The sequence below is a fragment of the Microbacterium sp. zg-YB36 genome, assembly GCF_024623575.2.
GTDB lineage: Bacteria > Actinomycetota > Actinomycetes > Actinomycetales > Microbacteriaceae > Microbacterium.
Window position 1 is genome coordinate 13,725 of sequence record NZ_JANJFD020000009.1, and the last position, 25,188, is coordinate 38,912.

22 protein-coding genes are annotated in these 25,188 nt (G+C 69.5%); 11 read left to right on the forward strand and 11 right to left on the reverse strand.

Going from position 1 to position 25,188, the window contains the following annotated elements:
- Positions 1-132: 132 nt before the first annotated feature.
- The 9 genes from NQ151_RS13135 (at position 133) to NQ151_RS13175 (ending at position 10,371) form a co-directional block, all read left to right on the forward strand.
- Positions 133-1,248, forward strand: coding sequence for a mannose-1-phosphate guanylyltransferase (locus NQ151_RS13135; RefSeq protein WP_257509323.1), 1,116 nt, complete (start codon positions 133-135; stop codon positions 1,246-1,248).
- A gap of 138 nt (positions 1,249-1,386) precedes the next feature.
- A complete protein-coding gene (locus tag NQ151_RS13140) occupies positions 1,387-2,502 on the forward strand; it encodes a BMP family lipoprotein (protein ID WP_257509324.1) in 1,116 nt (371 codons plus the stop codon).
- Between the two features lie 118 nt (positions 2,503-2,620).
- Positions 2,621-4,135 (forward strand): ABC transporter ATP-binding protein, encoded by a 1,515-nt coding sequence (locus NQ151_RS13145; protein WP_257509325.1) that lies wholly within the window; start codon positions 2,621-2,623, stop codon positions 4,133-4,135.
- Complete coding sequence (locus NQ151_RS13150; RefSeq protein ID WP_257509326.1) at positions 4,132-5,448, forward strand: ABC transporter permease; 1,317 nt, start codon at positions 4,132-4,134, stop codon at positions 5,446-5,448. Before NQ151_RS13145 ends, NQ151_RS13150 begins: the two co-directional genes overlap by 4 nt.
- Positions 5,445-6,728, forward strand: a complete 1,284-nt coding sequence (locus NQ151_RS13155) for an ABC transporter permease (protein ID WP_257509327.1) — start codon at positions 5,445-5,447, stop codon at positions 6,726-6,728. Before NQ151_RS13150 ends, NQ151_RS13155 begins: the two co-directional genes overlap by 4 nt.
- Positions 6,729-6,730: 2 nt before the next feature.
- Positions 6,731-7,132, forward strand: a complete 402-nt coding sequence (locus tag NQ151_RS13160; RefSeq protein WP_257509328.1) for a cytidine deaminase — start codon at positions 6,731-6,733, stop codon at positions 7,130-7,132.
- Complete coding sequence (locus tag NQ151_RS13165) at positions 7,129-8,427, forward strand: thymidine phosphorylase (RefSeq protein ID WP_257528368.1); 1,299 nt, start codon at positions 7,129-7,131, stop codon at positions 8,425-8,427. The genes NQ151_RS13160 and NQ151_RS13165 overlap by 4 nt, the downstream gene beginning before the upstream one ends.
- 27 nt (positions 8,428-8,454) lie before the next feature.
- The gene (locus NQ151_RS13170) at positions 8,455-9,570 is read left to right on the forward strand and encodes an adenosine deaminase (RefSeq protein ID WP_257509330.1); all 1,116 of its coding nucleotides are present in this window, start codon (positions 8,455-8,457) and stop codon (positions 9,568-9,570) included.
- Positions 9,571-9,930: 360 nt separating this feature from the next.
- On the forward strand, positions 9,931-10,371 hold the full coding sequence (locus NQ151_RS13175; RefSeq protein ID WP_257509331.1) for a hypothetical protein: 441 nt from the start codon (positions 9,931-9,933) through the stop codon (positions 10,369-10,371).
- Between the two features lie 27 nt (positions 10,372-10,398).
- Here NQ151_RS13175 and NQ151_RS13180 read toward each other — a convergent pair whose 3' ends face one another.
- The 9 genes from NQ151_RS13180 to NQ151_RS13220 form a co-directional block, all read right to left on the reverse strand.
- Positions 10,399-11,373: an SDR family oxidoreductase gene (locus tag NQ151_RS13180; RefSeq protein ID WP_257528369.1), complete on the reverse strand. Its 975-nt coding sequence runs from the start codon at positions 11,371-11,373 to the stop codon at positions 10,399-10,401.
- A complete protein-coding gene (locus NQ151_RS13185; protein WP_257509333.1) occupies positions 11,370-12,335 on the reverse strand; it encodes a bile acid:sodium symporter family protein in 966 nt (321 codons plus the stop codon). The genes NQ151_RS13180 and NQ151_RS13185 overlap by 4 nt, the downstream gene beginning before the upstream one ends.
- Positions 12,332-13,672: a flavin-containing monooxygenase gene (locus tag NQ151_RS13190; RefSeq protein ID WP_257528370.1), complete on the reverse strand. Its 1,341-nt coding sequence runs from the start codon at positions 13,670-13,672 to the stop codon at positions 12,332-12,334. Before NQ151_RS13190 ends, NQ151_RS13185 begins: the two co-directional genes overlap by 4 nt.
- A gap of 134 nt (positions 13,673-13,806) precedes the next feature.
- Positions 13,807-14,958: a mannitol-1-phosphate 5-dehydrogenase gene (locus NQ151_RS13195; protein ID WP_257528371.1), complete on the reverse strand. Its 1,152-nt coding sequence runs from the start codon at positions 14,956-14,958 to the stop codon at positions 13,807-13,809.
- Positions 14,955-15,395, reverse strand: a complete 441-nt coding sequence (locus tag NQ151_RS13200) for a PTS mannitol transporter subunit IIA (RefSeq protein ID WP_257509336.1) — start codon at positions 15,393-15,395, stop codon at positions 14,955-14,957. The genes NQ151_RS13195 and NQ151_RS13200 overlap by 4 nt, the downstream gene beginning before the upstream one ends.
- Positions 15,396-15,564: 169 nt before the next feature.
- The gene (locus tag NQ151_RS13205; RefSeq protein WP_257509337.1) at positions 15,565-17,124 is read right to left on the reverse strand and encodes a PTS mannitol transporter subunit IIBC; all 1,560 of its coding nucleotides are present in this window, start codon (positions 17,122-17,124) and stop codon (positions 15,565-15,567) included.
- Positions 17,121-18,794 carry a phosphoenolpyruvate--protein phosphotransferase gene (gene ptsP / locus NQ151_RS13210; RefSeq protein ID WP_257509338.1) on the reverse strand — a complete coding sequence of 558 codons (1,674 nt, stop codon included), beginning with the start codon at positions 18,792-18,794 and terminating at the stop codon, positions 17,121-17,123. The genes NQ151_RS13205 and ptsP overlap by 4 nt, the downstream gene beginning before the upstream one ends.
- A 17-nt stretch (positions 18,795-18,811) precedes the next feature.
- Positions 18,812-19,087 carry an HPr family phosphocarrier protein gene (locus tag NQ151_RS13215; protein ID WP_257509339.1) on the reverse strand — a complete coding sequence of 92 codons (276 nt, stop codon included), beginning with the start codon at positions 19,085-19,087 and terminating at the stop codon, positions 18,812-18,814.
- Complete coding sequence (locus tag NQ151_RS13220) at positions 19,084-19,401, reverse strand: PTS sugar transporter subunit IIB (protein ID WP_257509340.1); 318 nt, start codon at positions 19,399-19,401, stop codon at positions 19,084-19,086. The genes NQ151_RS13215 and NQ151_RS13220 overlap by 4 nt, the downstream gene beginning before the upstream one ends.
- Positions 19,402-19,544: 143 nt before the next feature.
- Here NQ151_RS13220 and NQ151_RS13225 point away from each other — a divergent pair, with 143 nt between their 5' ends.
- Positions 19,545-21,458 (forward strand): BglG family transcription antiterminator, encoded by a 1,914-nt coding sequence (locus NQ151_RS13225; protein WP_257509341.1) that lies wholly within the window; start codon positions 19,545-19,547, stop codon positions 21,456-21,458.
- 131 nt (positions 21,459-21,589) lie between these two features.
- Here the strand turns inward: NQ151_RS13225 and NQ151_RS13230 are convergent, their stop codons facing one another.
- A complete protein-coding gene (locus NQ151_RS13230) occupies positions 21,590-22,543 on the reverse strand; it encodes a hypothetical protein (RefSeq protein ID WP_257509342.1) in 954 nt (317 codons plus the stop codon).
- A 281-nt stretch (positions 22,544-22,824) separates the two neighbouring features.
- Positions 22,825-23,403 carry a GNAT family N-acetyltransferase gene (locus NQ151_RS13235; protein WP_257509343.1) on the reverse strand — a complete coding sequence of 193 codons (579 nt, stop codon included), beginning with the start codon at positions 23,401-23,403 and terminating at the stop codon, positions 22,825-22,827.
- 133 nt (positions 23,404-23,536) lie between these two features.
- On the opposite strand from NQ151_RS13235, the gene NQ151_RS13240 reads away from it, so the two are divergent.
- Positions 23,537-25,105: an ABC transporter substrate-binding protein gene (locus NQ151_RS13240; RefSeq protein ID WP_257528372.1), complete on the forward strand. Its 1,569-nt coding sequence runs from the start codon at positions 23,537-23,539 to the stop codon at positions 25,103-25,105.
- The last annotated feature ends 83 nt before the right edge of the window (positions 25,106-25,188 follow it).

Genomic DNA, 25,188 nt, shown 5'->3' on the forward strand with positions numbered 1-25,188 from the left:
GCATCCGCAGTGCGTCACAGGGGCGCAGCCTCCATCCTATTCCGGCGAATCGGAGGTGGGCGACACGAGCACCCGTCGACCCGTCGGCGGGGGCGTCGGGGGAGGGCTGTCGCGAGTGGATAGCCTGGGGGCATGGACGATACCCTCCCGGATTTCTACGCCGTCATCCCCGCGGGGGGCATTGGCAGCCGTCTGTGGCCGCTGTCGCGGGCCGATGCGCCGAAGTTCCTGCACGACCTGACCGGATCCGGTCAGACCCTGCTGCGCGACACCTGGGACCGACTGGAGACGCTCGCCGGCGCGGATCGGATCGCCGTGGTCACCGGCCGCGCGCACCGGTCTGCGGTGGAGGAGCAGCTGCCGGCCATCCCCGACCGCAACGTCATCCTCGAGTCGGAGCCGCGTGAATCCGCCGCCGCGATCGGTCTGGCCGCCGCGATCCTGGTGCGCCGCGAACCGGACGTGATCATCGGGTCGTTCGCGGCCGACCACGTCATCCGCGGCACCCGCACGTTCGAGTTCGCGGTGCAGCAGGCCGTCGCCGTGGCGCGAGCCGGGTACATCTGCACGATCGGCATCCAGCCGTCGGAGCCGTCGGTGGGCTTCGGCTACATGAAGAAGGACGGCGAGCTGATCGTCGACGGCGCCCCGGAGGCGGCCCTGGTCGAGCGGTTCGTGGAGAAGCCCGATCTCGAAACCGCGAAGGAGTACTTCGCCGACCGGTCGTATCTGTGGAACGCGGGCATGTTCATCTCGCGCGCCGACGTGCTGCTGGCCGAGATCGCCGAGAACGCCCCCGAGCTGCACGCCGGGCTCATCGAACTGGCCGAGGCGTGGGACGACCGCGATCGCCGCGGGCCGGTCGTTGACCGCGTGTGGCCGGGTCTGCCGAAGATCGCCATCGACTACGTGGTGGCCGAGCCTGCGGCCGAGAAGGGCCGTCTGGCCGTGATCCCGGGCCACTTCGACTGGGACGACGTGGGCGATTTCGCGAGCCTGGCCAAGCTCAACTCGCACGGCCGCAAGAACGATCTGGCGATCCTCGGCGAGAATGCACGAGTGCTGTCGGATGCCGCCAGCGGCATCGTGGTGAGTCAGACCAAGCGGGTCATCAGCCTCATCGGCGTGAAGGACATCGTCGTCGTCGACACCGAGGATGCGCTCCTGGTGACCACGAGCGAGCACGCCCAGCGGGTGAAGGGCGTCGTGGACGCGCTGAAGCTCAACGGGCGCGGCGACGTGTTGTGACCTGCTGCGTGACGGGTTGATTGCGTCTTTGTAACCATTCCCGCGTGGGGACCCTGGGAGCGTGCACAGCCGTCGTCATCATCGGTAACGTCGGTCTTATATCGCGAAATTCGCGAGGTCATCAACGTGGAGGCTGCATTGCCCATCTCGACCACCAAGAAGGTCCTCGGCGTCACCGGGGCAGCGGCGCTGCTCGTGGCACTCGCCGGCTGCGGTTCGGCACCCGAGGAAGACACAGCCGGCAGCGCGGCCCCCGAACCCGCTGACGACTTCCTGCCCTGCCTGATCTCGGACGAAGGCGGCTGGAACGACCGCTCGTTCAACCAGGCGGCCAAGGAGGGCATGGACCGCGCGCTCGAAGAGCTCGACATCGAGGGCATCGAAATGGAGTCGACGACTCCGAACGACTACGCCCCGAACCTGGAGACGCTCGTCTCGGAGGGTTGCACGTTCATCGTCTCCGTCGGCTTCAACCTGTCGCCGGCGACGGTGGAGTCGGCTCTGGCAAACCCTGAGATCGACTACGCGATCATCGACGACTGGGCCGACAATGACTTCGACGGCGCCACCGACGCGCCGAACATCAAGCCCCTCGTGTTCGACACCGCCGGCGCGGCCTTCCTCGGTGGCTACGCGGCCGCCGCCTGGTCCGACCAGAGCGGTGTGAACAAGGTCGGCACCTTCGGCGGCATGCAGATCCCGTCCGTCGCCGTGTTCATGGACGGCTTCCAGCTCGGCGTTGAGAAGTTCAACGAGGACAAGGGCGCCGCCGTCGAGGTCTTCGGTTGGGATTCCGCCTCTCAGGAGGGGCTGTTCACCGGTGGCTTCACCGCGAACGACACCGCCAAGCAGACCGCGCAGAGCGTGCTCGACCAGGGTGTGGACGTCATCCTCCCCGTGGGCGGTCCCATCTACCAGAGCGCCGCGGCGGCCATCGCCGACAGCGGTGCCGAGGTGGTCATGCTCGGTGTCGACAAGGACCTCGCGGTCGCCGACGACACCGTCACCGACATCACGCTGGTGTCGATCATGAAGGCGATCGACGTCGCCGTCTACGAAGCGACGCTCGAGGCCGCTGCCGGTGACTTCGATGTCGCCCCGTACGTCGGCACGCTGGAGAACGAGGGCGTCAAGCTCTCGGAGTTCCACGACTTCGAGTCGCAGCTTCCGGAGGGCCTGGCCGACGAGCTGGCCGCACTGCAGGAGCAGATCATCGCCGGTGACATCGTGGTGGAGTCCCCGAACTCCCCGTGATCTGAAGGCAGTCACGCTCGGGGCGGGGCACGGTTCACCGGTGCCCGCCCCCAGCCCGTGCCCACACCTAGCCCCCGCGCGGCCCACCAGCGCCGGGGTGCTGGATTAGGGTGCAGTTATGAAGCTCGAGCTCCGCGGGATCACAAAACGATTCGGCAGCCTCACTGCAAACAACAACATCGACCTCACGGTCGAGGCAGGGGAGATTCACGCTCTCCTGGGGGAGAACGGCGCCGGCAAATCGACGCTGATGAACGTCCTCTACGGGCTGTATCAGGCCGATGAAGGCGAGATCGTTCTCGACGGTGCCGTGCAGCACTTCCGTGGCCCGGGGGATGCGATGGCCGCAGGCATCGGCATGGTGCACCAGCACTTCATGCTGATCCCGGTCTTCACGGTGGCAGAAAACGTCATGCTCGGTCACGAGTCGACGAAGGGGCTCGGCGTGCTGGACCTGGCCGCAGCCCGCACTCACGTGCGGGCCGTCGCCGACCGGTTCGGCTTCGACATCGACCCGGATGCCATCGTCGGCGAACTGCCGGTGGGGGTGCAGCAGCGCGTGGAGATCATCAAGGCGCTGTCCCGCGACGCGCAGGTGCTCGTCTTCGACGAGCCCACCGCGGTGCTGACGCCGCAGGAGACCGACGAGCTGATGGCCATCATGCGCCAGCTGCGCGATGAAGGCACGTCCATCGTCTTCATCACCCACAAGCTGCGCGAAGTGCGCGAAGTGGCCGACCGGATCACCGTCATCCGCCTGGGCGCCGTGGTCGGCGAAGCATCGCCCACAGCCACCAACGCCGAGCTCGCCTCTCTCATGGTGGGGCGCGCGGTCGAACTCACCGTGCAGAAGCAGTCGCCTCGCGTCGGTGCGGGCGGGCTCGAGGTGCGTGACCTGCGCGTGCTCACTCCCGCCGGGGCCATCGTCGTCGACAGCGTCAACTTCGACGTGCGGCCCGGGGAGGTCGTGGCGATCGCCGGAGTCCAGGGCAACGGCCAGACCGAACTCGTCGAGGCGATCGTGGGCCTGGCCGCACGGGTGGAGGGCTCCATTCGCCTGGGCGGTACCGAACTGGTCGGCAAGAGCGTCCGCGGCATCCTCGACGAAGGCGTCGGTTTCGTCCCCGAGGACCGCACCGAGGACGGCCTGGTCGGCGGGTTCTCCGTCGCCGAGAACCTCATCCTGGACCGTTCCAGCGACCGGCAGTTCGTGCGGATGGGCACCATCATGCGGCAGACCCTCGATGCGTTCGCCCGTGAGCGCATCGAAGAGTACGACATCCGCACGCGCGGTCCCGAGTCGGTGGCGGCCACCCTCTCCGGCGGTAACCAGCAGAAGGTCGTCATCGCGCGCGAACTCAGCCGCGAGCTGCGGCTGCTCGTGGCCGCCCAGCCGACCCGTGGCGTCGATGTCGGCTCCATCGAGTTCATCCACAAGCGGATCATCGAGACACGGGATGCCGGCGTGCCGGTGGTCGTCGTCTCGACCGAGCTCGACGAGGTCACCGCCCTCGCCGATCGCATCGCGGTCATGTATCGCGGATCGATCGTCGGGGTCGTCCCCGGCAACACCCCACGTGACATCCTCGGCCTCATGATGGCCGGAGCCAGCGACCCGGAGGTAGCAGCATGACCGGCACGACGCCCGGTGCCGACGATGCCAGGACGGGGCTGCCGCCCGAGCAGCTCCCTCCCGTCAAGGGACCGCTCACCGGTGAGCCGGCCGTTCCACCGCCCCCGCGCGCCAACGTCCTCGTCAAGGAACTGATGCGCGGCAGCGCGGTGACCACGATCCTCGCGATTGTGCTCGCGATGGTCGTGGGCGGCATCCTCATCGCCCTGACCGACGACGACGTGCAGGAATCAGCCGTTTACTTCTTCGCGCGCCCCGGCGACACGTTCGCGGCCATCTGGAGCTCGGTGTACGGCGGGTACGAGGCGCTGTTCCGCGGTGCGGTGTTCAACCCGCGCGGCGCGGATTTCGCGGCGCAGATCCGCCCGCTAACCAACTCCCTCGGATTCGCCGCCCCGCTGATCGCCGCCGGTCTCGGCGTCGCGCTGGCGTTCCGCGTCGGCCTGTTCAACATCGGTGCCCGCGGCCAGATGCTCGTCGGCGCGATCTTCGCGGCGTTCTTCGCCTTCAACCTCGACATGCCGATGTGGGCGCACCTGCCGTTGACGCTGCTGGCCGGCATCATCGGCGGAGCGATCTGGGGCGGCATCGTCGGCATCCTGAAGGCACGCACCGGCGCGCACGAGGTGATCCTGACGATCATGCTCAACTACGTGGCGTACTACCTGCTGCTGTGGATGATCCGCACCCCGGGTCTGCTGCAGAAGCCGGGCACCAACCAGCCGGTCACGGCCGCGACGCCCGAGACCGCACAGTTCCCCGAACTGTTCGGCCCCTCGTTCCCGCTGCTGGACTGGGGCTTCATCGTCGTGATCCTCGCGACGGTAGCGGTGTGGTGGGTCGTGGAGTTCTCCAGCCTCGGCATGCGCATGCGCGCCGTCGGGGAAAACCCCTTCGCCGCCCGTGCGGCGGGCATCAGCGTGAAGCGCATCTACGTCTACGCGATGCTCTTCGCCGGGGGCCTGGCGGGCCTGGCGGCCATGAATCAGATCCAGGGGTCGGTCACCACCGGCTTCACCGGCACGATCGACGCCGGCATCGGCTTCGATGCCATCACGGTGGCGCTGCTCGGCCGCAGCCGCGCGTGGGGAACGTTCGCCGCCGGCATCCTGTTCGGCGCACTCAAGGCCGGGTCGTTCTCGATGCAGGCGCAGGGGATCCCCGTGGATATCGTGCTGGTCGTCCAGGCGCTGATCGTGCTGTTCATCGCGGCGCCGCCGCTGCTGCGCACGATCTTCTTCCTGCCCAAGACCGATGCGGAGAGGGCGGCGAAGGCGCGAGCCAAAGCCGCCAAGAAGGCGGTGACGGCATGAGCGCGCTCGCCCCCTCGGCACCCGCTGCTCCCATCCAGCTCGGCACGGTCAAGGAGCGGCACCTGAAGGTGCCGATCGTGCTGGCCGGGGTGACGGTGCTGCTGGCCCTGCTGTTCTTCTTCGCGCCCCGCGACGGCATCAGCACCTTCCGCCTCGGCGACGCCGCCTCGGCGATCGTGCTGCCGACCGTGGAGCTTCCCACCGCGACCACGAGTTGGCTCCTCCTGGTTTTGCTCGTGCTGATCACGGCATGGGCGGCATGGGATGCCTGGTCATACCGTCGCCCCCCGCTGTGGCTCGTGATCGTCTTCAGCGTGCTCGGGGTGTTCGCTTTCCTCGTGTGGGCGGCAGCGGGCGGCCTCGTACCGGTCACCGGACTGCTGTTCGGCGCGATCTCACTGTCGGTGCCGCTCGTATTCGGCGCGTTGGGTGGCGTCATCGGCGAACGCGTGGGCGTGGTCAACGTCGCCATCGAGGGTCAGCTGCTGCTGGGTGCCTTCTCCGCGGCCCTGTTGTCCTCCATCACCGGGAACCCCTTCATCGGGCTGATCGGCGCGATGATCGGCGGCGTGCTGGTGGCGTTCGTGCTGGCGGCATTCGCGATCAAGTACCTCGTCGACCAGGTCATCGTCGGCGTCGTGCTGAACGTGCTTGTCACCGGACTGACCGGCTTCCTGTACGGGGCGCTGCTGGTGCCCAACGAGGAGCAGCTGAACCGCCCCGTCCGCTTCACTCGGCTGGAGATCCCGCTGCTCAGCGACATCCCCCTCATCGGCCCGGTGCTGTTCAACCAGACGTTCCTGGTGTACCTGATGTACATCACCGTCGCCGTCGTCGCGTGGGCGCTGTACCGCACCCGGTGGGGGCTGCGCCTGCGCGCGGTCGGCGAGCACCCGCAGGCTGCGGACACCGTCGGCATCAAGGTGAACATGTCCCGGTTCTGGAACGTGTCGCTGGCCGGCGCGATCGCGGGTATCGGCGGGGCGTACTTCACACTGGTCTCGGTGCCGCAGTTCACCAAGGAGATGACCGCCGGACTCGGCTTCATCGCCCTGGCCGCCGTGATCTTGGGTCGGTGGGATCCGCTGCGCGCGGCTCTGGCGGCGCTGCTGTTCGGATTCGCCACGAACCTGCAGAACCTGCTGACGGTGCTGCAGACGCCGATCCCCAGTGAATTCATGCTGATGCTGCCGTACCTGGTCACCATCATCGCCGTCGCCGGATTCGTGGGCCAGATACGCGGCCCCGCGGCAGCCGGCAAGCCGTATATCAAGGGTTGACAATGACAGACATCGATTGGGATCAGCTCCGCGCCGTCGCGACGGAGGCCATGCAGCGGGCGTATGCCCCCTACTCCCGTTACCGGGTGGGTGCCGCCGCGCTCGTGACCGACGGGCGCATCGTGGCCGGCTGCAACGTGGAGAACGCCTCGTACGGGGTTGGACTGTGCGCGGAGTGTGCGCTGGTCGGCGACCTGCAGATGTCCGGAGGCGGGCAGCTGGTCGCCTTCGTGTGCGTCAACAACGACGGCCAGACGATCATGCCGTGCGGCCGCTGCCGCCAACTGCTCAACGAATTCGCCCTGCCGGGCATGCTGCTGGAGACCGTCTCCGGCATCCGCACGATCGATGAGGTGCTGCCCGACGCGTTCGGTCCCCGCGACCTCGAGGAGGCCGCCCGATGAGCACCGACAACATGGAGCCCTTCGACGCCGTAGACGTCATCCGCGCCAAACGCGACGGCGGCGTCGTCCCCGACGAGGCCCTCCGGTGGATGGTCGACGCGTATACGCGCGGCTACGTCGCCGACGCGCAGATGGCCTCGTTCGCCATGGCGGTGCTGCTCAACGGCATGGAACGCCGTGAGATCCGCGTCCTCACCGACGCGATGATCGCCTCGGGCGAGCGGATGAGCTTCGCGAAGCTGGGCAAGCCCACCGTCGACAAGCACTCCACCGGGGGTGTCGGCGACAAGATCACGCTGCCGCTCGCGCCGCTGGTGGCATCCTTCGGCGTTGCCGTGCCCCAGCTGTCCGGTCGCGGCCTCGGGCACACCGGCGGGACGCTGGACAAGCTCGAGTCGATCCCCGGCTGGCGCGCCGCGCTGACCAACGAGGAGCTGTTCGCGCAGCTGCGCGACATCGGCGCCGTCATCTGCGCGGCCGGGTCGGGACTTGCCCCGGCCGACAAGAAGCTCTATGCCCTGCGCGATGTCACCGGCACCGTCGAGGCGATCCCGCTCATCGCCTCGAGCATCATGTCCAAGAAGATCGCGGAGGGCACCGATGCGCTCGTGCTCGACGTGAAGTTCGGCGCCGGCGCGTTCATGCGCGACGTCGACAAGGCCCGGGAGCTGGCGCGCACGATGGTCGCGCTCGGCACCGACTCGGGGGTGGCCACCACGGCGCTGCTGACCGACATGAACACCCCACTTGGCCTGGCGATCGGCAACGCCAACGAGGTGCGCGAATCGGTCGAGGTGCTCGCCGGCGGCGGACCCGCCGACGTGGTCGAACTCACCATCGCCCTCGCGCGCGAGATGCTCGCACTGGCCGGTCACCCCGATGCCGACGTCGAAGCGGCGCTGCGCGACGGCCGTGCCATGGACACCTGGCGCGCCATGATCATCGCGCAGGACGGCGACCCGGATGCCGCATTGCCGGTTCCCCGCGAAACGCACACCGTCACGGCTCCCACTGCCGGAGTCCTCACCCGCCTGGACGCGCTGCCCTTCGGCATCGCCGCGTGGCGCCTTGGAGCCGGCCGCGCCCGCGCGCAGGACCCCGTGCTGCACGCCGCCGGCATCGATCTGCACGTCAAACCCGGCGATGCCGTCACCGAAGGTCAGCCGCTGTTCACCTTGCTCGCAGATGATGACAAGCGGTTCGGCCGCGCCCTCGATGCCCTCCACGATTCGTGGGAGATCGGCGACACGGCTCCGGCCACTACGCCGCTCGTGCTCGAGCGCATCACCGCCTGACCGACCGCACCAAACGAAGGAACCCCCATGGCCATCGATCAGTACGACGACGCCCGAGTGCAGGGAGTGTCCGTTCGCGAGCTGCCCAAGGTCTCGCTGCACGACCACCTCGACGGCGCGTTGCGCCCGGCGACCATCATCGAACTGGCCGACGCGGCCGGTGTCGACGTCCCCGAGACCGACCCCGAAGCCCTCGCCGACTGGTTCGAGGACCGCAGCGACTCCGGGTCGCTCGTGGAGTACCTGAAGACCTTCGACCTGACCACCGCGGTCATGCAGACCCGCGAGGGCCTGACCCGGGTGGCGCGGGAGTTCGTCGAGGACATCGCCGCCGACGGCGTCGTCTACGGCGAGGTGCGCTGGGCGCCCGAGCAGCACCTGCAGGGCGGGCTGTCGCTGGAAGAAGCGGTCGAAGCCGTACAGGAGGGCATCGAAGAGGGGGAGGACGCCGTCGAGGCCGCCGGTCGCGATATCCGCGTCGGCCAGCTGATCACCGCGATGCGCCACACCGACCGTTCGCTGCAGATCGCGGAGCTGGCGGTCGCATTCCGCAGCCGCGGCGCCGTCGGATTCGACATCGCCGGGCCCGAGGACGGCTTCCCGGCATCCCACCACCGCGTGGCGTTCGACTACCTCGCGTCGCAGTTCTTCCCCGTCACCGTGCACGCCGGCGAGGCGGCCGGGCTCGACTCGATCCGCTCCGCCCTCATCGACGGCCGCGCGCTGCGCCTCGGTCACGGCGTGCGCATCGCCGAGGACCTCGAGGTCGTCTCGCGCGAGGGCGAAGAGGTCTACGTGCAGATGGGCGACCTCGCCCGCTGGGTGCGCGACCGCGAGATCCCGCTGGAGCTGTCGCCGTCGTCGAACCTGCAGACCGGCGCCATTCAGGCGTGGGGCAAGGAGCTGGTCGACCACCCGTTCGACCTGCTCTACCAGCTCGGGTTCGCCGTCACGGTCAACGTGGACAACCGCACGCAGAGCCGCACGTCGCTCACCCGCGAGCTCGCGCTGCTGGCGGAGACGTTCGAGTACGACCTCGGCGACCTCGAAGCGTTCCAGCTGAACGCGGCGGCGGCGGCCTTCCTCTCGGTTGAGGAGCGCGAGGAGCTCATCGAGCTGATCGCGGAGGGCTTCGCCCGCTGACCCTGCCGCGTTGCCGGATCGTGATGGCAACATGCACCATAACGCTCCTGGAATGGCCATCATAGGAGCATGCGGCACCGTACATATCGCGCGGGGGTCCTCCCCCTCAGCGTGCTCCTGGTCTCTCTGCTCTCCCTGGCGGGGTGCGCCGGGACGACCTCCCCCGTAGGCAACGCATCCAGTGGCACGGGAAGTCCACACTCGGACCTGGAGAGTGCGCCCGCGAACCCTCAGGCGACCGTTTCCCCCACCCCGACCACCGAGCCCGGGGCGGTATCCGACAGTGGAGCGCCCCTCACCGACAGCGTTGCGCCGCAGCCCGTCGTGCCGCCCGCCAGGACATACGCTCACGGCGATGTCGTGGACAGCCGGTATACCCCGGGCGTCGACTGGTCGGTCTACCGTGATTACCAGACCTTGGACAACCGCGTCGTCGTCGTGGACCCGGCGCTGCCGGTGCCGGATGCTGTCCGATCCGACCTGCAGGTGCGGCTCGACGCGATGGGTCCCGATGACGGCCGTCCAGAGATGGTCGACGGCAATGGGATCACGCCGTCGAACGACCTTCGGTACCGGCTGGGCCACATCGGCAAGCAGCTGATCACAGTCAGACTGCGGGCCACGGCGACAGCGGGGGTCTTCACCTGGCACGCGGTCGCCGGTTTCGGCCTGACGACGGTGTCGGGGACCGACCGGAACGCGGTCCTCCGCGATGTCGAGACCTGGGTAGCCTCGCAGAAGGACCCGAATGCATGGGTCGTCGTCGCGGCCACCGGACCGGTGTCGGCGCCCACTGGCTGACGAGCCGCGAGGCGATGCCGCGACGAGTCAGCGGCGCGCCACGCCCGGGTGCGTCGCGAGATACGCGTCGAAGGCTTCGGCACTGGTTTTCGACGGAACGAACCCGAAGTCCTTCTTCAGCGCGTCGTTGGCGAGCACGGGCCGATACTGCAGGAACCCGACCTGCTCGGGCCCGTGCACGGTCAGCCGCAGGGCGCGGCCGACGCGCAGGGCCAGCGCCAGCGCCCACGCGGGGATCGTCAGCACGGGCTTGCCGAGGCGCGCGGCGATCTCGTGCACCGTGAGCCGCCCGTCGCCCGCGACGTTGTAGATGCCGGCGGGCCCGTCGGTCGCGGCCCGGGCCATGGCCGCGGCGATGTCGTCGACCCAGACGAAGACGAACGGCGATTCCGAACCGCGCACCGCGAGGACGCGGCGCCCGTCCCACAGGGCGGTGATCTGATTCGAGACGGTCGGTCCGAGAATCGTGCCGATGCGGAACACGACCTGCTGCAATTCGGGATGCTCCGCTCGGTATGACGCGAGCATCTCCTCGACGAGGCGCTTGTGCAGCGAGTAGGCGAATTCGTCGCTGCCGCGCACAGGGTCGCTCTCGCGCAGCCACTCGGGGCTGTCTGCGTGGTACCCGTACGCCGCGCCCGAAGACGAGACCACGAAGCGGCGCACCCCGGTCGCGACGCACGCCTCCAGGACGTGGCGCGAGCCGTCGACGTCGACGCGGTATTCCATCGCGTGGTCGCGGCCGGGACTCACGATCGCCGCGAGATGCACCACGACGTCGATGCCGTGACGTTCGAGGATCGGGGCCACGCCATCGGGCAGGGTGACATCGAGCGACTCGTACACGACGCCGGGAACGGGCTCCGCCGGTGAGCGGACGTCGCCGGCGACAACCAGCGCGACATCCGGCTTGGCCACCAGCGCCCGCGCGACGTGCGTGCCGAGGAATCCGCCGCCGCCCGTGACCAGCACCCGCGCGCCGCCGGCATCCGCCCCGCTCATGCCGTGCCCCCGGCACCGTCCGCCGCAACCGCATGCCGCGACGCGTCTCCCGTGGCCGACCCGGTGCGCCGCCGGGTGTGCCGTGCCCAGAGGGCGGCGACCAGCAGCCCCGCGATGATGTCCCAGATGCCCCACCAGCCCGCGACGATCGCCATGCCGCCCAGGCCCCCGAAGAAGGTGAACACCAGTCCCAGCCCGAGACCGGCGTTGCGGATGCCGACCTCGAACGTCATCGCCTTGCGCTCCCGGGTGCCCAGGCCCCCCACGACCGCGGTGCCGTAGCCGATCCCGAGGGCGACGGCGTCGTGGATCGTCACGACCACGACGATGACCCCGAGGAACGCCACGAAATACGCCCAGTTGCCCGCGAGCGCCGCGACGATGAATCCCACCAGCGCCAGCAGCGAGAACCACTTCACGAAGGGCTGCACCCGCGCGGCGACACGGGGAAGCTTCTCGCGCACCGCGAGGCCCACGACGAAGGGCACCCCGATGATCAGGAGGATCTCCAGCAGCATTTGCCAGCCGTTGAGCGACACCGCCGACAGCAGGTCGCGGGTGTCGGTCCGCAGCGACCCCCAGAACGCGATGCTGAAGGGCAGCGCCACGATGTAGAGCAGGTTGCCGACGGCGGTCATCGACACCGACAGGGCGACGTTGCCGCCGGAGCGGTGCGTGAGCACCTGCGAGATGTTGCCGGGCGGGCAGCACGCCACCAGGATCATGCCGAGCGCCATCGAGGCGCTCACCGGCAGCAGCAGCGTGAGCCCGAGCGTGACGGCGGGCAGCACGAGCAGCTGCGCGAGGATCGCGATGGCGAAGGGCTTCGGCTTGCGGGCCACCACGCGGAAGTCGTCGAGCGAGGTGTCCAGCGCGATGCCGAGCATGATGAGCGCCAGCACGACGTTGAGGATCATGAGCGTGCCTGGGGTGAAGTTGAGCACCACTTCGTCGGGATTCATGCCGACCCTGCCTTCCGCGACGAGCGCCCGCCGCCGCGACGCGCGCCGGGCTGGGTGGCCTGCAGTGATTCGACCGCCTCGCGCACGGCGCGGCGGTAGGCGTCCTTGTTGACGTAGTACGACATCCGCTCCAACCCCAGGTACCGGTAGCCGCCGGTGAGGTCGGGCCAGGGGTCCGCGGCCACCCGGCGGCGAAACTCCAGCTGTCGCTCGGCGGGTGCCGACAGATACGCCGCGATGAGCTCGGCCTGCTCGTACCGGCCCTGCCAGCCGATGCCGGACGCCTCGATCATCCCCATCACAAACAGGCCCCGGATCTGCGGCGGGAAGATGTTGAGGAACAGGTGGGGCGACCAGCCTGTCCAGTTCAGCTCCGCCCGGTCGACGAACGGGTAGTCCAGCGTGTAGCCGGTGGCCAGCAGCACGGTGTCGTACTCGCCCGTCGTGCCGTCGCGGAAGTGCACCGTGCTCCCATCGAAGCGCGCGACGTCGGGCCGGATCCGCAGGTCCCCCTGGCCCACGTGGTTCAGCAGCAGCGTGTTGACGATGGGGTGTGATTCGTAGATGCGGTAGTCGGCCTTCGGAAACCCGAACCGGGACGGGTCACCGGTGAACGCGCGCAGCACCCGGGTGTCGATGAACTGCTTGATTCGCGCCGGCAGCGGCCGCCCCTGGTTGAGGGTGTCGGCGGGCCGGCCGAACAGGTAGCGGGGGACGAAGTAGTACCCGCGGCGCACGCTCATGTCGACGGATGCCGCGTGGTGCACGGCATCCACGGCGATGTCGCAGCCGGAGTTGCCGGCGCCGATGATCAGCACGCGCTTGCCGGCGAGCGAGTTCGCGCGCTTGTAGGCGCTGGTGTGCAGCAGGTCGCCGTCGAACGTGCCGGGGAAGCGGGGGACGTTCGGCTCGGCGAGGGTGCCGTTGGCGAGGATCACCCCGGCATAGGTCTCGGTCGTTCTGCCGTGCGGCCCCGTCGCCGTCACCGTCCACGACCCGTCGCCCCGGCGCTCGATCCCGGTGACCCTGGTGTCGAACTGGAACCTCGCGGTCAGCCCGAACCGCTCGGCGTAGGCGCGGAAATACTGCAGCAGCGTGCGGTGCCCCGGGTAGTCGACATCGGTCGCCATCGGGAACTCGGCGAACTGCGTCGTCGTGCGCGAGGAGATGAGGTGCGCCGACTCGTACATCGTCGAGCGCGGATTGTCGATGTCCCAGAGCCCGCCGACGCCCGCGGCGGCTTCGTAGCCGACGAACTCCAGCCCCGCCCGTGACAGGGCACGGGCCGCGGCCAGGCCGGATGGACCCGCACCGATGACGGCATACTGCGCGTGCATGTTCTCCCCAGACGTCGTTGTCCAGGCTCGATGTTAGCGCTTGTTAACCGAGGCCCGCGTCGGCGTCCGGCGCGGGGCGCGAAAGAGGCGGGCGGGGGACCGATCCGACCCCCCGCCCGCCTCTGCCACAGTGCTCAGGCCAGCGCGCCCTGGCGTGTCTGCACGACGGCCAGGACGGCCGGGAACAGCGGGTGGTCGGACTCGAGCCCGGTGACGGATGCCGTGAACGTCGCGGCATCCTGTTCGCGCAGCAGCCGCTGCAGGTCGACCGACTGCGGGTCTTCGGCGTCGTCGAATTCCAGCGCCGCGCCCATGGCCGCCACCAGTCCCGCGACCGGCAGACCGCGTTCGGCTGCTTCGGCCGCGGGGCCGACGAAGCGCTCGTGACGCGAGAGCTTGCGCAGCGGCTGGCGTCCCACCCGCCACACCGTGTCGGGCAGGGCGGGGTTGGCGAAGCGGCGCAGGATCGTGGCGCGGTACTCGGCCATGTCCGCCGGGTCCAGCGCGTGCTTGGCCACCAGCAGCGCGGAGGTCTCCTCCAGCGCGGTCGCGACGTCGGCGGCGATGGTCGGATCCGACAGCGCCGCGGCGATGGTGTCGACCCCGGCGCGGGCACCGAAGTACGCCGTGGCGGCGTGGCCGGTGTTGACCGTGAAGAGCTTGCGCTCGATGTACGGCGCGAGGTCCTCGACGAAGTGGGCACCCGGGATCGAGGGCAGGTTGCCGCTGAACGGGGGAGCCTCGATCGCCCACTCGAAGAACGGCTCCACCGTGACGTCGACACCCTCGCCCGGCGCCTGGGCCGGCACGATGCGGTCGACGGCGGTGTTGGCGAAGATCGCGCTGCCGGCGATCGCATCCCACGCGCCCTCGGCCTGCGCGCGGATCTCGTCGCGCAGCAGGTCGGTGGCGTTGATGGCGTTCTCGCACGCCATGATCGTCAGCGGCGGCAGCGAGGGGTCACGCGTGGCGAGACCGGCGACGATGTGCGGGGCGACGAAACGCAGGATGGTGGGCCCGACGGCCGTGGTGACGATGTCGGCCGTGGCGATCTCGTCGATGACGGCCTGCGGGTCGGTCTGGCTGTTGATCGCGCGGAAGCCGGTGACGACCTTGTCGACACCGCCCTCGCCGACCTCGTGCACGGTGTACTCGTCGGCGGCGTTGATCGCATCGACAAGGGGAGCGGCAACGTCGGAGAAGACGAGTTCGTAGCCGCCTTCGTGCAGCAGCAGCCCGACGAACCCGCGCCCGATGTTGCCGGCGCCGAAGTGGACGGCCTTCATGATGCGTTGACCGCGGACAGCAGGGCGTACAGCTCTTCGGGGGTCTGGGCCTGCTTGAGCTTGGCCACCTCGTCGTCGTCGGAGAACAGCAGGGCGATCTGCGACAGGATCTCGAGGTGCTCGTCGCCCTTGCCGGCGATGCCCACCACGAACGTCACCGGGTTGCCGTCCCAGTCCACGCCGCCGTCATAGCGCACGAACGACAGCGCCGAGTCGAGGATGGTCGCCTTCGTCTCGTTCGTGCCGTGCGGGATCGCCAGCTCGTTGCCCATGTAGGTCGAGACCGTCTCCTCGCGCTGCTGCATCGCGTCGAAGTACGCGTTCGTGACGGCCCCGGCGGCCTGCAGGATGTCAGCGGCCTCCCTCATCGCGTCCTCACGGCTCACCGAGCCGGAGTGGATGCGGACCTGTCCCACGTTGAGGACGTCACGTGCCATGTCTTTCCCCTTTCATCGGACGGATGCCGCAGCATCCGCCGTTCACTGTTGCAGGTCGTGCGCAGCCCCGGCGGGGCTTGCGCACTGCGCCTCGGCCGGGGTAACGGCCGTGCGCCGAGAAAGGCCGCGGGGCCGGGGGCATCACGCCGCCCGGCCCCGCAGCGGTCGGTCAGGCCCCGTCGTGCTGCGCGCGCACCAGGTCCACGACCTCTTCGTACTTCGGAGAGTTCATGAAGTTGTCCACCGACACGTGAACCGCGTTCGGCGTCTTCTGCCGTGCCCGGTCGGTCAGCTGGTTCTGCGTGATGACCAGGTCGGCGCTGGAGTCGAGGTTCGCGATCGCCTTGTTGACGACCGTGACATCCTCGATGCCTGCCTTCTTGATCTTGTTGCGCAGGACGCTGGCGCCCATCGCCGAGGAACCCATGCCCGCGTCGCACGCGAACACGATGTTCTTGATCTCGCGCTCGGTCATGACGGCCGGCTCGATGCCGCCGCCGGCTTCGGTCGCCGCGCCGCCGCGCAGGCCGCTGAGCGCGTCGGACGACTTGCCCTTGGCCGCCTCGGTCTGCGTGATCGCCGCGCCGAACGCGTCGTCGGTCGCCGCCATCGCCGCGAGGTCCCGCTTGCGCGAGGCTCGCAGGATCACCGAGGCGATGAGGAACGTGACCGCGGCCGAGAGGATCACCGAGAGGATCACGGCGAAGTAGGAGCCGACCGCTGTCTGCGCCAGCACCGCGATGATGCTGCCCGGTGCTGCCGGGGCACGCAGCGCGCCGCCGAGGAGCATGTTGGTGGTGACACCGGTCATGCCGCCACCGATGAGGGCGACGATGAGGACCGGCTTCATGAGGGCGTACGGGAAGTACACCTCGTGGATGCCACCGACGAACTGGATGAGCGCAGCGCCCGGGGCCGAGGCGCGCGCGGCGCCGAGACCGAAGAACGCGAACGCCAGCAGCAGGCCCAGGCCGGGGCCGGGGTTGGCCTCGAGGAGGAACAGGATCGACGAGCCCTCATCGGCTGCCTGCTGGATGCCCAGCGGGGTGAGCACGCCGTGGTTGATGGCGTTGTTGAGGAACAGCACCTTGGCGGGCTCGATCAGGATGCTCGTCAGCGGCAGCAGGTTCAGCTCGACCAGCCACTCCACCGCGTTGCTGAGCGTGCTCATCAGGCCGTTCACGAGCCAGGCGATCGGGTAGAACCCGACGATGGCCATGACGAAGCCCCAGATGCCGGCGGAGAACATGTTGACGAGCATCTCGAAGCCCGCCTTGATCTTGCCCTCCCACAGGCTGTCGAGCCACTTCATCGTGTAGGCCGCCAGCGGCGCCATGATCATCGCGCCGATGAACATGTGCACCTGGCCGAGCTGGTCGGCGCCCTCCGGCAGGCCCGCGTTGAAGTTGGCGATGAGCAGGTCGGAACCGGCGATCGCACCCATCGTCGCGATGGCGGCGACGACACCGCCGCGCACGCCGTAGACGATGTTTCCACCGGTGTAGGCGATCAGCAGGGGGAGCAGGTAGTGGATGAACGGGCCGACGATCGTCTCAAGGTCGGCGTTGGGGGTGAACCCCGCCGCGATGAAGAACGCCGTGAAGATGCCCCAGGCGATGAGCGCCGGGATGTTGGGCATGATCATGCCGGAGAGGTAGGTGCCGAAGCGCTGAACCCCGACGCGCGCTTTGTTCCCCCCCTGCTTTGAGGTTGCTGACGTCGATGTCATGATTGTGTCTCCTTCTCTCGGGTTGCGGCCTGCTGGGCCGCGATACGGGCTCCCCCCGCGTCATCCGCGGTGAGGGCGGCTTCGGCGATGCGCTTGGCATCGTCGAGGGTGTACATGAGCAAACTGGCGCGCACATCGGCGATCGCCGTCGGCGCCATCGACAGCGTGGTGGCGCCGAGCCCGACGAGCACGACGGCCAGCAGCGGGTCTGCTGCCGCCTCGCCGCAGATGCCGACCGGTTTGCCGTTGGCGATGCCGGCGGCGCCCACCTCGCGGATGAGGCGCAGCACGGCGGGGTGCCACGGGTCCTGGAAGGCGGCGACCGAGCCCAGCAGCCGGTCGGCGGCGAGGGTGTACTGCGTCAGGTCGTTCGTGCCGATCGAGGCGAAGTCGGCGATGGCGAGCACCTTGTCGGCGAGCAGCGCTGAGGAGGGCACCTCGACCATGACTCCGGCGGTCTTGACGCCGTAGTCGCGGGCGATCTCGGTGAAGTACCGGGTCTCCTCGACGGTGGACACCATCGGCGCCATGACCCACAGGTCCGCCTCGGTGGCGTCATCCGCCTGCGCCAGCGCGGTCAGCTGCTCACGCAGGATGTCCTCGCTCGCGCGCAGGGCGCGCAGGCCCCGCAGGCCCAGTGCCGGGTTCTCCTCGTGGGCGTCGTTGAGGAACGCCAGCGGCTTGTCGGCGCCGGCGTCCAGCACTCGTACGACCACTTTCTGACCCGGGAACGCGGCCAGCAGCTTGGTATACGCCTCGCGCTGCTGCTCGACGGTGGGCGCCGAGGCGGAGCTGAGGAACAGGAACTCGGTACGGAAGAGTCCTACGCCCTCCGCGCCCAGTTCGACGGCCTCGGCGGCGCCCTCCGGCTTGCCGAGGTTGGCCAGCAGTGGCACGCGGGTGCCGTCGGCGAGGGCGCCCGGGGTGATCGGGGCGGTTGCCGCCGATGCCCGGGCGGCCGCGCGATTCTCGGCGCGGGACAGGTCCTCCTGGCTGGGGGAGGTGGTCACGACACCGGCAGCGGCGTCGACGATCACGGTCTCACCCTCGAGGAGGTCCTTCGCGCCGACGGCGCCCACGACGGCGACGATCGACTTCTCGCGCGCGAGGATCGCGGTGTGCGAGGTGGGTCCGCCTTCCGTGGTGACCAGCGCCAGCACCTTGTCCAGATCCAGCAGTGCCGTATCGGCGGGGGCGAGGTCCTTGGCGACCAGCACGAACGGGTGGCCGGGGTCGGGCACGCCGGGGGCCGGGACGCCGCGCAGGTGCGCGATGACGCGCTGTGCGACATCGTCGAGGTCGGCGGCACGCTCGCCGAGGTATCCGCCCATGGCCGTCAGCTGCTCGCGGAACCGTACGAACGCGTCGAACACGGCGAACTCCGCGGTCTTGCCCTGGGCGATCCGCCCGTCGACCTCGTCCAGCAGCGACGGGTCCTCGGCCATCATGGCCTGCGCTTCCAGCACATCCCGCGCCGCGCCGCCGGCCTTGGCGCCGCGCTGTTCGAGCTCACGGGCGACGGCGGTCACTGCCGCGCGGGCGCGCTCGCGCTCCTGTTCGGGCTCCTGCTCGCTGGCCGTATCGGCGGGCGCGGGCAGGGGCTCGGACATGCGCGCGACCGGTCCTTGGGCAACGCCCAGGCCGATTCCCACTCCGCGCAGTTCAGTCATCATGTCTCCTTCGTCGGTCATTCGGAGTCGAAGTCGGTCGCCAGCAGTTCGGCAAGGGCATCGAGTGCTGCTTCGGCGCCGTCGCCGTCGGCGGTCAGTGTCACGTAGTCGCCACGCTCGACGCCGAGCGCGATGACGCCGAGGATGCTCGCCGCATTCGTGGGCGTTCCGGCATCCTTGGAGATCGTGATGGGGATGCCGGCGTTCTTGGCCGCCTGCGCGAACAGTTTCGCGGGGCGGGCGTGGAGGCCGTGTGACGAGCCGACGCGGACCGTGCGGGTGAGCTGGGTCATGAGGCTTCCCTTTCCTTCAGAGCGGTCTGGACGAAGTCGAGAGTCCGCGTGCCGTCGCGGTCGCTGAAGATGTCGGCGGGAAGGAGCACCACCGCAGTTCCCCGCAACTGGGCCTCATACCGGATGCGATCCAGCGCATGAGTCAGGTGCGGGCCGACCAGCACGATGTCGGCACCGTCCAGGTCGATGGGAAGCGACTGTTCGGTGCCGGCGAAGGCGGCGTACGGAAGGCCCCGGTCGTGTGCTGCATGGCGCACGCGTTGCGCGACGAACGTGCTGGATGCACCAGCTCCGCACACGACGAGGATCCTCATCGACTTCCTCCCTGCTGTTTCTATTCTTCCGACATCACTGGGACCGGACAACCAGGGTTGCTTCCGCGGGGGCGGAAGCGATAAGCCGACCTTCAGCCACGCATGGTTGACTGGGCGCAACATTCGCGCCACCAGGGGATCATGTGACCAGAGCCAGGCAGGACCGCCTCCTGACGCTGCTCACCCGCGAAGGCGACTGGCTGACGGCCGCCACGATGGCCGACGCGCTGGGGGTGACCCCCCGCAGCGTCCGCAGCTACGTCACCGCGGTCAACGCGCGCGTGCCCGGCACCGCGATCGAATCCGGTCCGCAGGGCTACCGGGCGGGACCGGACGCCACGGCGGCGCTCCGCGCCGGAAACGAGGCGGCCACCCCCCGCGACCGCCTGCACACCCTCGTGCGGACGCTCCTGGACGAAGACGACGGCATCGACGTGTTCGAGACCGCCGAGCGCCTGTACGTCAGTCCCGCCACGATCGACGCGGACCTCGCGCGCGTACGAGGGCTGCTCGGCGGCACCGAGCTGACGCTGGAGCGCTCCGCCGCGCGAGCGCGCCTGCGCGGCACCGAAGCCGCCCAGCGGCGGCTGCTCAGCCGCCTCGCCCACGACGAGATGGAAGCCGGGTCGTTCGACCTCGAGGCGCTGCGCCGGACGCTGGGCACGCAGTCGGTCGGGGCGCAGGCGTTCGGGCCGTTCAAGACCGAGCTGGTGGCGGGGCTGGGAGAGCTCGGCTACTTCGTCAACGAGCTCGGCATCGCCGACGTCGTCATGCACATCGCCATCGCCGCCGACCGCGTCTCACGGGACCGCGCACTGGACGGCGGCGGCACCGACGACGACCCGGCGCGCGCCGAGATCAGTGCGCTGATCGACCGGCTGAGCGTCGCGCACCTGGGGGTCAGCCTCGGCGCGGGCGACCTCGCGCACCTCGCGACGCTCATCCTCACCCGCATCGTGGCCCCCGGTGAGGGGCCCGCCGATCGGGCGCGGGACCGACTCGACCCCGAGGTGGAGCGGGTCGTGCGCGAGATGGTGGAGTCGGCGGCATCCGAATTCCTCGTCGACATCGCCCACGAGGACTTCGTGCTGCGCCTGGCGCTGCACGTGCAGAACCTGATGCACCGTGCCCGTGAACAGGCCTGGTCGCGCAATCCCCTGACCCGCTCGCTCAAGTCGACCTACCCGATGATCTTCGAAGTCGCCGTGTTCATCGCCAGCGGTCTGGCCGACCGGCTCGGCATCCCGCTCATGGACGACGAGATCGCCTACATCGCGATGCACGTCGGCGGGCGCCTGGAGCGCAGCCGCCGCGCCGATCAGCTGCTGACGGCGACGATCGTGTGCCCCGGCTACTACGAGCTGCATGAACTGCTGCGCTCGAGCATCGACCGCTCACTCGGGCAGGCCGTGGAGGTCGTGGGTGTCGAGACGCGGGCGGACCCCGATTGGGCCGGCATCCAGACCGACCTCGTGCTCACCACGATCGACCCGCCCACGCCGAACGACCGCTTCGTGCGCATCCAGCCGTTCCTCACCGACGGCGACGTGGAGCGCGTGCAGGCCGCGGCGGGGCGGGTGCGTCGCGGTCGCAGGCTGGCGCGGCTGCGCGCGGAGCTGGAGCGCTACTTCTCACCGGCGGCGTTCATCCGCGGCCTGGACGGCGGTGACGAGGAAGCCGTCATCCGCAGGCTCGGCGGGCTGCTGGTGGCCGAAGGGGTCATCGACGAGGACTACGTGCAGCGCACGATCGAGCGGGAGCGGTTGTCGTCGACGGCGTTCACCGACGCGCTGGCGGTGCCACACGCCATCGGGATGACCGCGACGCGCACTGCCATCGCGATCGGCATCGCCGAACCCTCCATCGCGTGGGGGGAGGGGCGCGTACAGGTCGTCGCGTTCACGGCGTTCTCGGAGAGCGACCGCGCCGCGTTCCAGACCGTGTTCGAGCAGTTCGTCGAGGTGTTCAGCGAGCGGGAGAGCGTGCAGCGGATCGTCCGCCGCGGCACCGACTTCGCCGCGTTCCTGGACGAGCTGGTCGCCGTCATCGACGGCTGACCCCCACCCCGTCTCTTCTCCCGGGTTTGGGGCGCGTATCGGTCCCCGAACCCCGCATTCGGTGGGTTTGGGGCGCGTATCGGTCCCCGAACCCCGGTTCCAGTGGGTTTGGGGCGCGTATCGGAAGGGGATCACCGCGGGGGATGGATGCCGAACGCCGCGAGCCGCTCGCCGAGCGCGGGTGCTGTGTGCAGGTGCGGCCAGCCCCATCGCCCGTGGCGGCGTTGCGTCGTGCCGCGGATCCAGTCCTCCCGTTGCTTCTCGGCATCGAAGACGTCCGCGCGGGAGCGGCCGTCCAGCATCCGGCCGTCGAAGTACTTGATCGAGCCGTCGAATTCTCCGAAGGCATCGGCGTCATCGAGCCCGAAGTCGAGGAAGAAGTAACCCCCCGATGGCGCGGGGACAGCCACCTGCAGCCGGATCCGGCGGAACCCGACTTGGACGAGCCGAATGCGGCTGATCGTCTCGCCGGGCAGATGCGCCCGCCCGTCGGCGAAGTCCAGCACGCGGTCCGCGCGGCTGATGCCGTGAGCGCTCACGCGCACGATCCGGCGCACGGTTTCACGGAATTCCTGCGCGCCCACGAGGTCGTACATGCCATCGCGAGGGGCGAACAGCGTGTGCAGGGCCGCATCGGCCGACGTGACCGCCTGCTCGAAGGTGCCGGTGCGGGCCATGTCAGCCACCGAGCGCGCCAGGCTGGTGCACAGCAAGCCGTCGATCTCGATCACATCGCCGGTCACCTCGCCGCGGTGACGCACGACTCCGTGCGCGGGGCCGGGCCGACCGGCGTCCGCGATGACGTGCACGCGATCGTCGCGCGCCCGATACAGCGGCTGGCGCTGCAGCGCCAACGCCGTCTCGTAGGCGAACACGGGTCGCGTCGCGGACACCGCTGCCAGCGCGTGGGCTCGGGCCACGATGCGCCCCTCGGCACGAGCGTCGCGCCAGTCGTTGGCGTTGACGTAGATCCCGCGTCGCAGGCGCACGAGTTCACCACCCGCCGCGGCCGCCGCGATCTGACGCCCCGCCCTGCCTTGAGCGCGCAGCTGTTCGAGGGTCAGGAGTCGGACCGGCTCGGCCATGCTCCGAGCATCGGGGTACCGGCGCCGGCAGTGGGGCGCGAATAGGCGCATCTGGGGATGACACGCCGCCCCGCCTCACCTGTGGAGGGTGCCCCGTCGGACGGGCCCGGTGTCCGCGCCGCGCGTCCACCCCACCGCGTTTGGGGCGCGTATCGGTCCCCGAACCCGGCATTCGGGGGGTTTGGGGCGCGTATCGGTCCCCGAACCCGGGATTCGGAGGGTTTGGGGCGCGTATCGGTCCCCGAATCCCGCGACGCGCGCGACGAACGCGACCCCCCGGCTCAGCCGCGCCGCAACCGCTCTTGCAGCCCGAGCCGGACCGCCGGCCACTCGTGCGGGAGGATCGAGAACACGACGGTGTCGCGCAGGGTGCCGTCCGGTCCCAGCCGGTGGTTGCGCAGCACGCCGTCCTGTTTCGCGCCCAGCCGTGCGATCGCCGTGCGCGACTGCTGGTTGTGCCAGTGGGTGCGCAGCTCCACCGCGATCGCGTCGCACTCCTCGAACGCGTGACCCAGCAGCAGCAGCTTCGCCGCGGTGTTCACCTCGGTGCGCTGGGCCGACAGGCCCAGCCAGGTGTAGCCGATCTCGACGTGCCGGTTCGGCTGGTCGATGGCGCAGAACGTCGTCATCCCCACCGCGACGCCGTCGCGCAGCACCGCCCAGGGGTTCATCGTCCCGGCATCGCGCATCGCCAGCCGCCGCGCGATCTCGGCCGGCACGTCCCCCGGCGCGGGCACCGAGGTGTACCAGACGTGGTCCATCCCGACGGATGCCGCGGCGAGGTCGAACGCGTGCTTGACGTCCAGCGGCTCCAGGCGGACGTGGGCGTTTTCCAGGGTGACGGGGTCGGTCAGCAGCACAGCACGAGGCTATCGGGCGCAACAGTAGGACATGAACGGCGGCGGCCGCGCCGTGCCGGTTTCCCGCGCCCATAGGCTGTGCGATGCCCACCATCATCGGCGTTCACCACCATCGAGGGAAGACAGCGCTCACATGACCAGACGATCGACCGCCGCCGCGGCACTCCTTCTCACCGGAGCGTTCGCTCTCGCCGCCTGCGCGCCTGCCGGCGGCGACGCCCCCGAGTCCGGCGGGTCCGAGGCGACCGGCGAGTTCAGCTACATCATCGCCGGCGACCCCACCTCGCTGAACCCGATCAACGTCAGCGACCGCTGGGGGCTGACGGTGACGAACCTGGTCTACTCGCCGCTTGCGCGCGTCGAAGCCGACGGTTCCGTGCGCAACGAGCTCGCCGAATCGATCGAGCCCGCCGCAGACGGCCTGTCGGTCACAGTGACCCTCAAGGAGGGACTCACCTGGTCCGACGGCGAGCCGCTCACCGCCGACGACGTCGTCTTCACCTACACGCAGAAGGCGATCCGCGAAAACGGCAACGCCGACCTGCTGTGGATCGGCGACGCCCCGATCACCGCCGCGGCCGCGGATGAGCGCACCGTCGTGTTCACGCTGCCGTCGGTCAGCGCCGCCGCGCTGAGCAACATCGCCACCGAGACCTACATCATCCCCGAGCACGTCTACGGCGACGTGACGGACTTCTCCGGCGCGGAGCTGGACCCCGTCGCCGTCGGGTCAGGGCCCTACGTCCTCACCGAGTACGAGCGTGGCCAGTACTTGACCTTCGAGGCCAACCCGGAGTTCTACGGCGAGGCGCCGAACATCGAGGACGTCACGTTGCGGATCGTGGCCAACGCCGACACCGTCAACACGGCGCTGCAGACCGGCGAGGCCGACGCCTCCTTCGCGACGCCCGAACAGATCGACCAGCTGGAGGCATCCGGCCTGGACATCTACCCGTACGCCGAGGGCCGGGTCGCCTACCTGGGACTCAACCTGGCGACCCCGGAGTTGACCGACCAGCGGGTGCGGCAGGCGATCTTCTCTGCGCTGGACCGCGAGGAGATCAACACCGCCACCTGGCTGAGCGACGAGTACTACGACAGCGCCTACACGTTCCTTCCGCCGGGCAACCCGTTCGCAACGGACGACGTGGAGACGTACGACACCGACGTGGACGCCGCTAAGGCGCTGCTGGCCGAGGCGGGAGCAGAGGACCTCACCCTCACGATCGCCTACGCCGCGGCGGACCCGGCGCAGACGACGCAGGCCACCCTCATCCAGCAGCAGCTGCAGGATGCCGGCATCACGGTGGAGCTGGCAGGGGTGGAGCCGGCCGCGGTGTACACCGAGATCGAGAAGGGCGCCGAGTCCGCCTACCACGCGTTCCTCGGCGGCTACATCATGGGCCAGGACCCCGACGCGTACAGCCTGCTCTTCCGCTCCGGCGCCTCGGCGAACTACTTCCACTACGCCAGCCCCACCGCCGACGCGCTGTTCGACGAAGGCGCGGCACAGCTCGATCCCGATGCGCGCGCCGAGGTCTACGCCCGCCTGCAGGCTCAGATCGCGGAGGATGCCGTCATCTACCCGCTCGCCGACAACCTGAAGATCCTGGCGGTCAACAGCCGCATCGGCGGCGTCGAGGACGCCACCCCGGTGCCGATCTACACGCTGGAGAACTTCGGGCTGCTCACCGAGCGCTGATCCACCCATGTCGCGGGCGCGCCGCAGGGCGCGCCCGTGACATCGTTGGGTGGGTGCGCGGGTGCGCTCGCGGGAAGGAATGA

Bases quoted from the DNA above. Each gene is read 5' to 3' on its own strand.
- NQ151_RS13155 (WP_257509327.1), top strand. From the start codon at position 5,445: ATGAGCGCGCTCGCCCCCTCGGCACCCGCTGCTCCCATCCAGCTCGGC.
- NQ151_RS13190 (WP_257528370.1), bottom strand. From the start codon at position 13,672: ATGCACGCGCAGTATGCCGTCATCGGTGCGGGTCCATCCGGCCTGGCC.
- NQ151_RS13220 (WP_257509340.1), bottom strand. From the start codon at position 19,401: ATGAGGATCCTCGTCGTGTGCGGAGCTGGTGCATCCAGCACGTTCGTC.
- NQ151_RS13165 (WP_257528368.1), top strand. From the start codon at position 7,129: ATGAGCACCGACAACATGGAGCCCTTCGACGCCGTAGACGTCATCCGC.
- NQ151_RS13185 (WP_257509333.1), bottom strand. From the start codon at position 12,335: ATGAATCCCGACGAAGTGGTGCTCAACTTCACCCCAGGCACGCTCATG.
- NQ151_RS13150 (WP_257509326.1), top strand. From the start codon at position 4,132: ATGACCGGCACGACGCCCGGTGCCGACGATGCCAGGACGGGGCTGCCG.
- NQ151_RS13170 (WP_257509330.1), top strand. From the start codon at position 8,455: ATGGCCATCGATCAGTACGACGACGCCCGAGTGCAGGGAGTGTCCGTT.
- NQ151_RS13180 (WP_257528369.1), bottom strand. From the start codon at position 11,373: ATGAGCGGGGCGGATGCCGGCGGCGCGCGGGTGCTGGTCACGGGCGGC.
- NQ151_RS13135 (WP_257509323.1), top strand. From the start codon at position 133: ATGGACGATACCCTCCCGGATTTCTACGCCGTCATCCCCGCGGGGGGC.
- NQ151_RS13230 (WP_257509342.1), bottom strand. From the start codon at position 22,543: ATGGCCGAGCCGGTCCGACTCCTGACCCTCGAACAGCTGCGCGCTCAA.
- NQ151_RS13160 (WP_257509328.1), top strand. From the start codon at position 6,731: ATGACAGACATCGATTGGGATCAGCTCCGCGCCGTCGCGACGGAGGCC.
- NQ151_RS13200 (WP_257509336.1), bottom strand. From the start codon at position 15,395: ATGGCACGTGACGTCCTCAACGTGGGACAGGTCCGCATCCACTCCGGC.
- NQ151_RS13205 (WP_257509337.1), bottom strand. From the start codon at position 17,124: ATGACATCGACGTCAGCAACCTCAAAGCAGGGGGGGAACAAAGCGCGC.
- NQ151_RS13145 (WP_257509325.1), top strand. From the start codon at position 2,621: ATGAAGCTCGAGCTCCGCGGGATCACAAAACGATTCGGCAGCCTCACT.
- ptsP (WP_257509338.1), bottom strand. From the start codon at position 18,794: ATGACTGAACTGCGCGGAGTGGGAATCGGCCTGGGCGTTGCCCAAGGA.
- NQ151_RS13195 (WP_257528371.1), bottom strand. From the start codon at position 14,958: ATGAAGGCCGTCCACTTCGGCGCCGGCAACATCGGGCGCGGGTTCGTC.
- NQ151_RS13215 (WP_257509339.1), bottom strand. From the start codon at position 19,087: ATGACCCAGCTCACCCGCACGGTCCGCGTCGGCTCGTCACACGGCCTC.
- NQ151_RS13240 (WP_257528372.1), top strand. From the start codon at position 23,537: ATGACCAGACGATCGACCGCCGCCGCGGCACTCCTTCTCACCGGAGCG.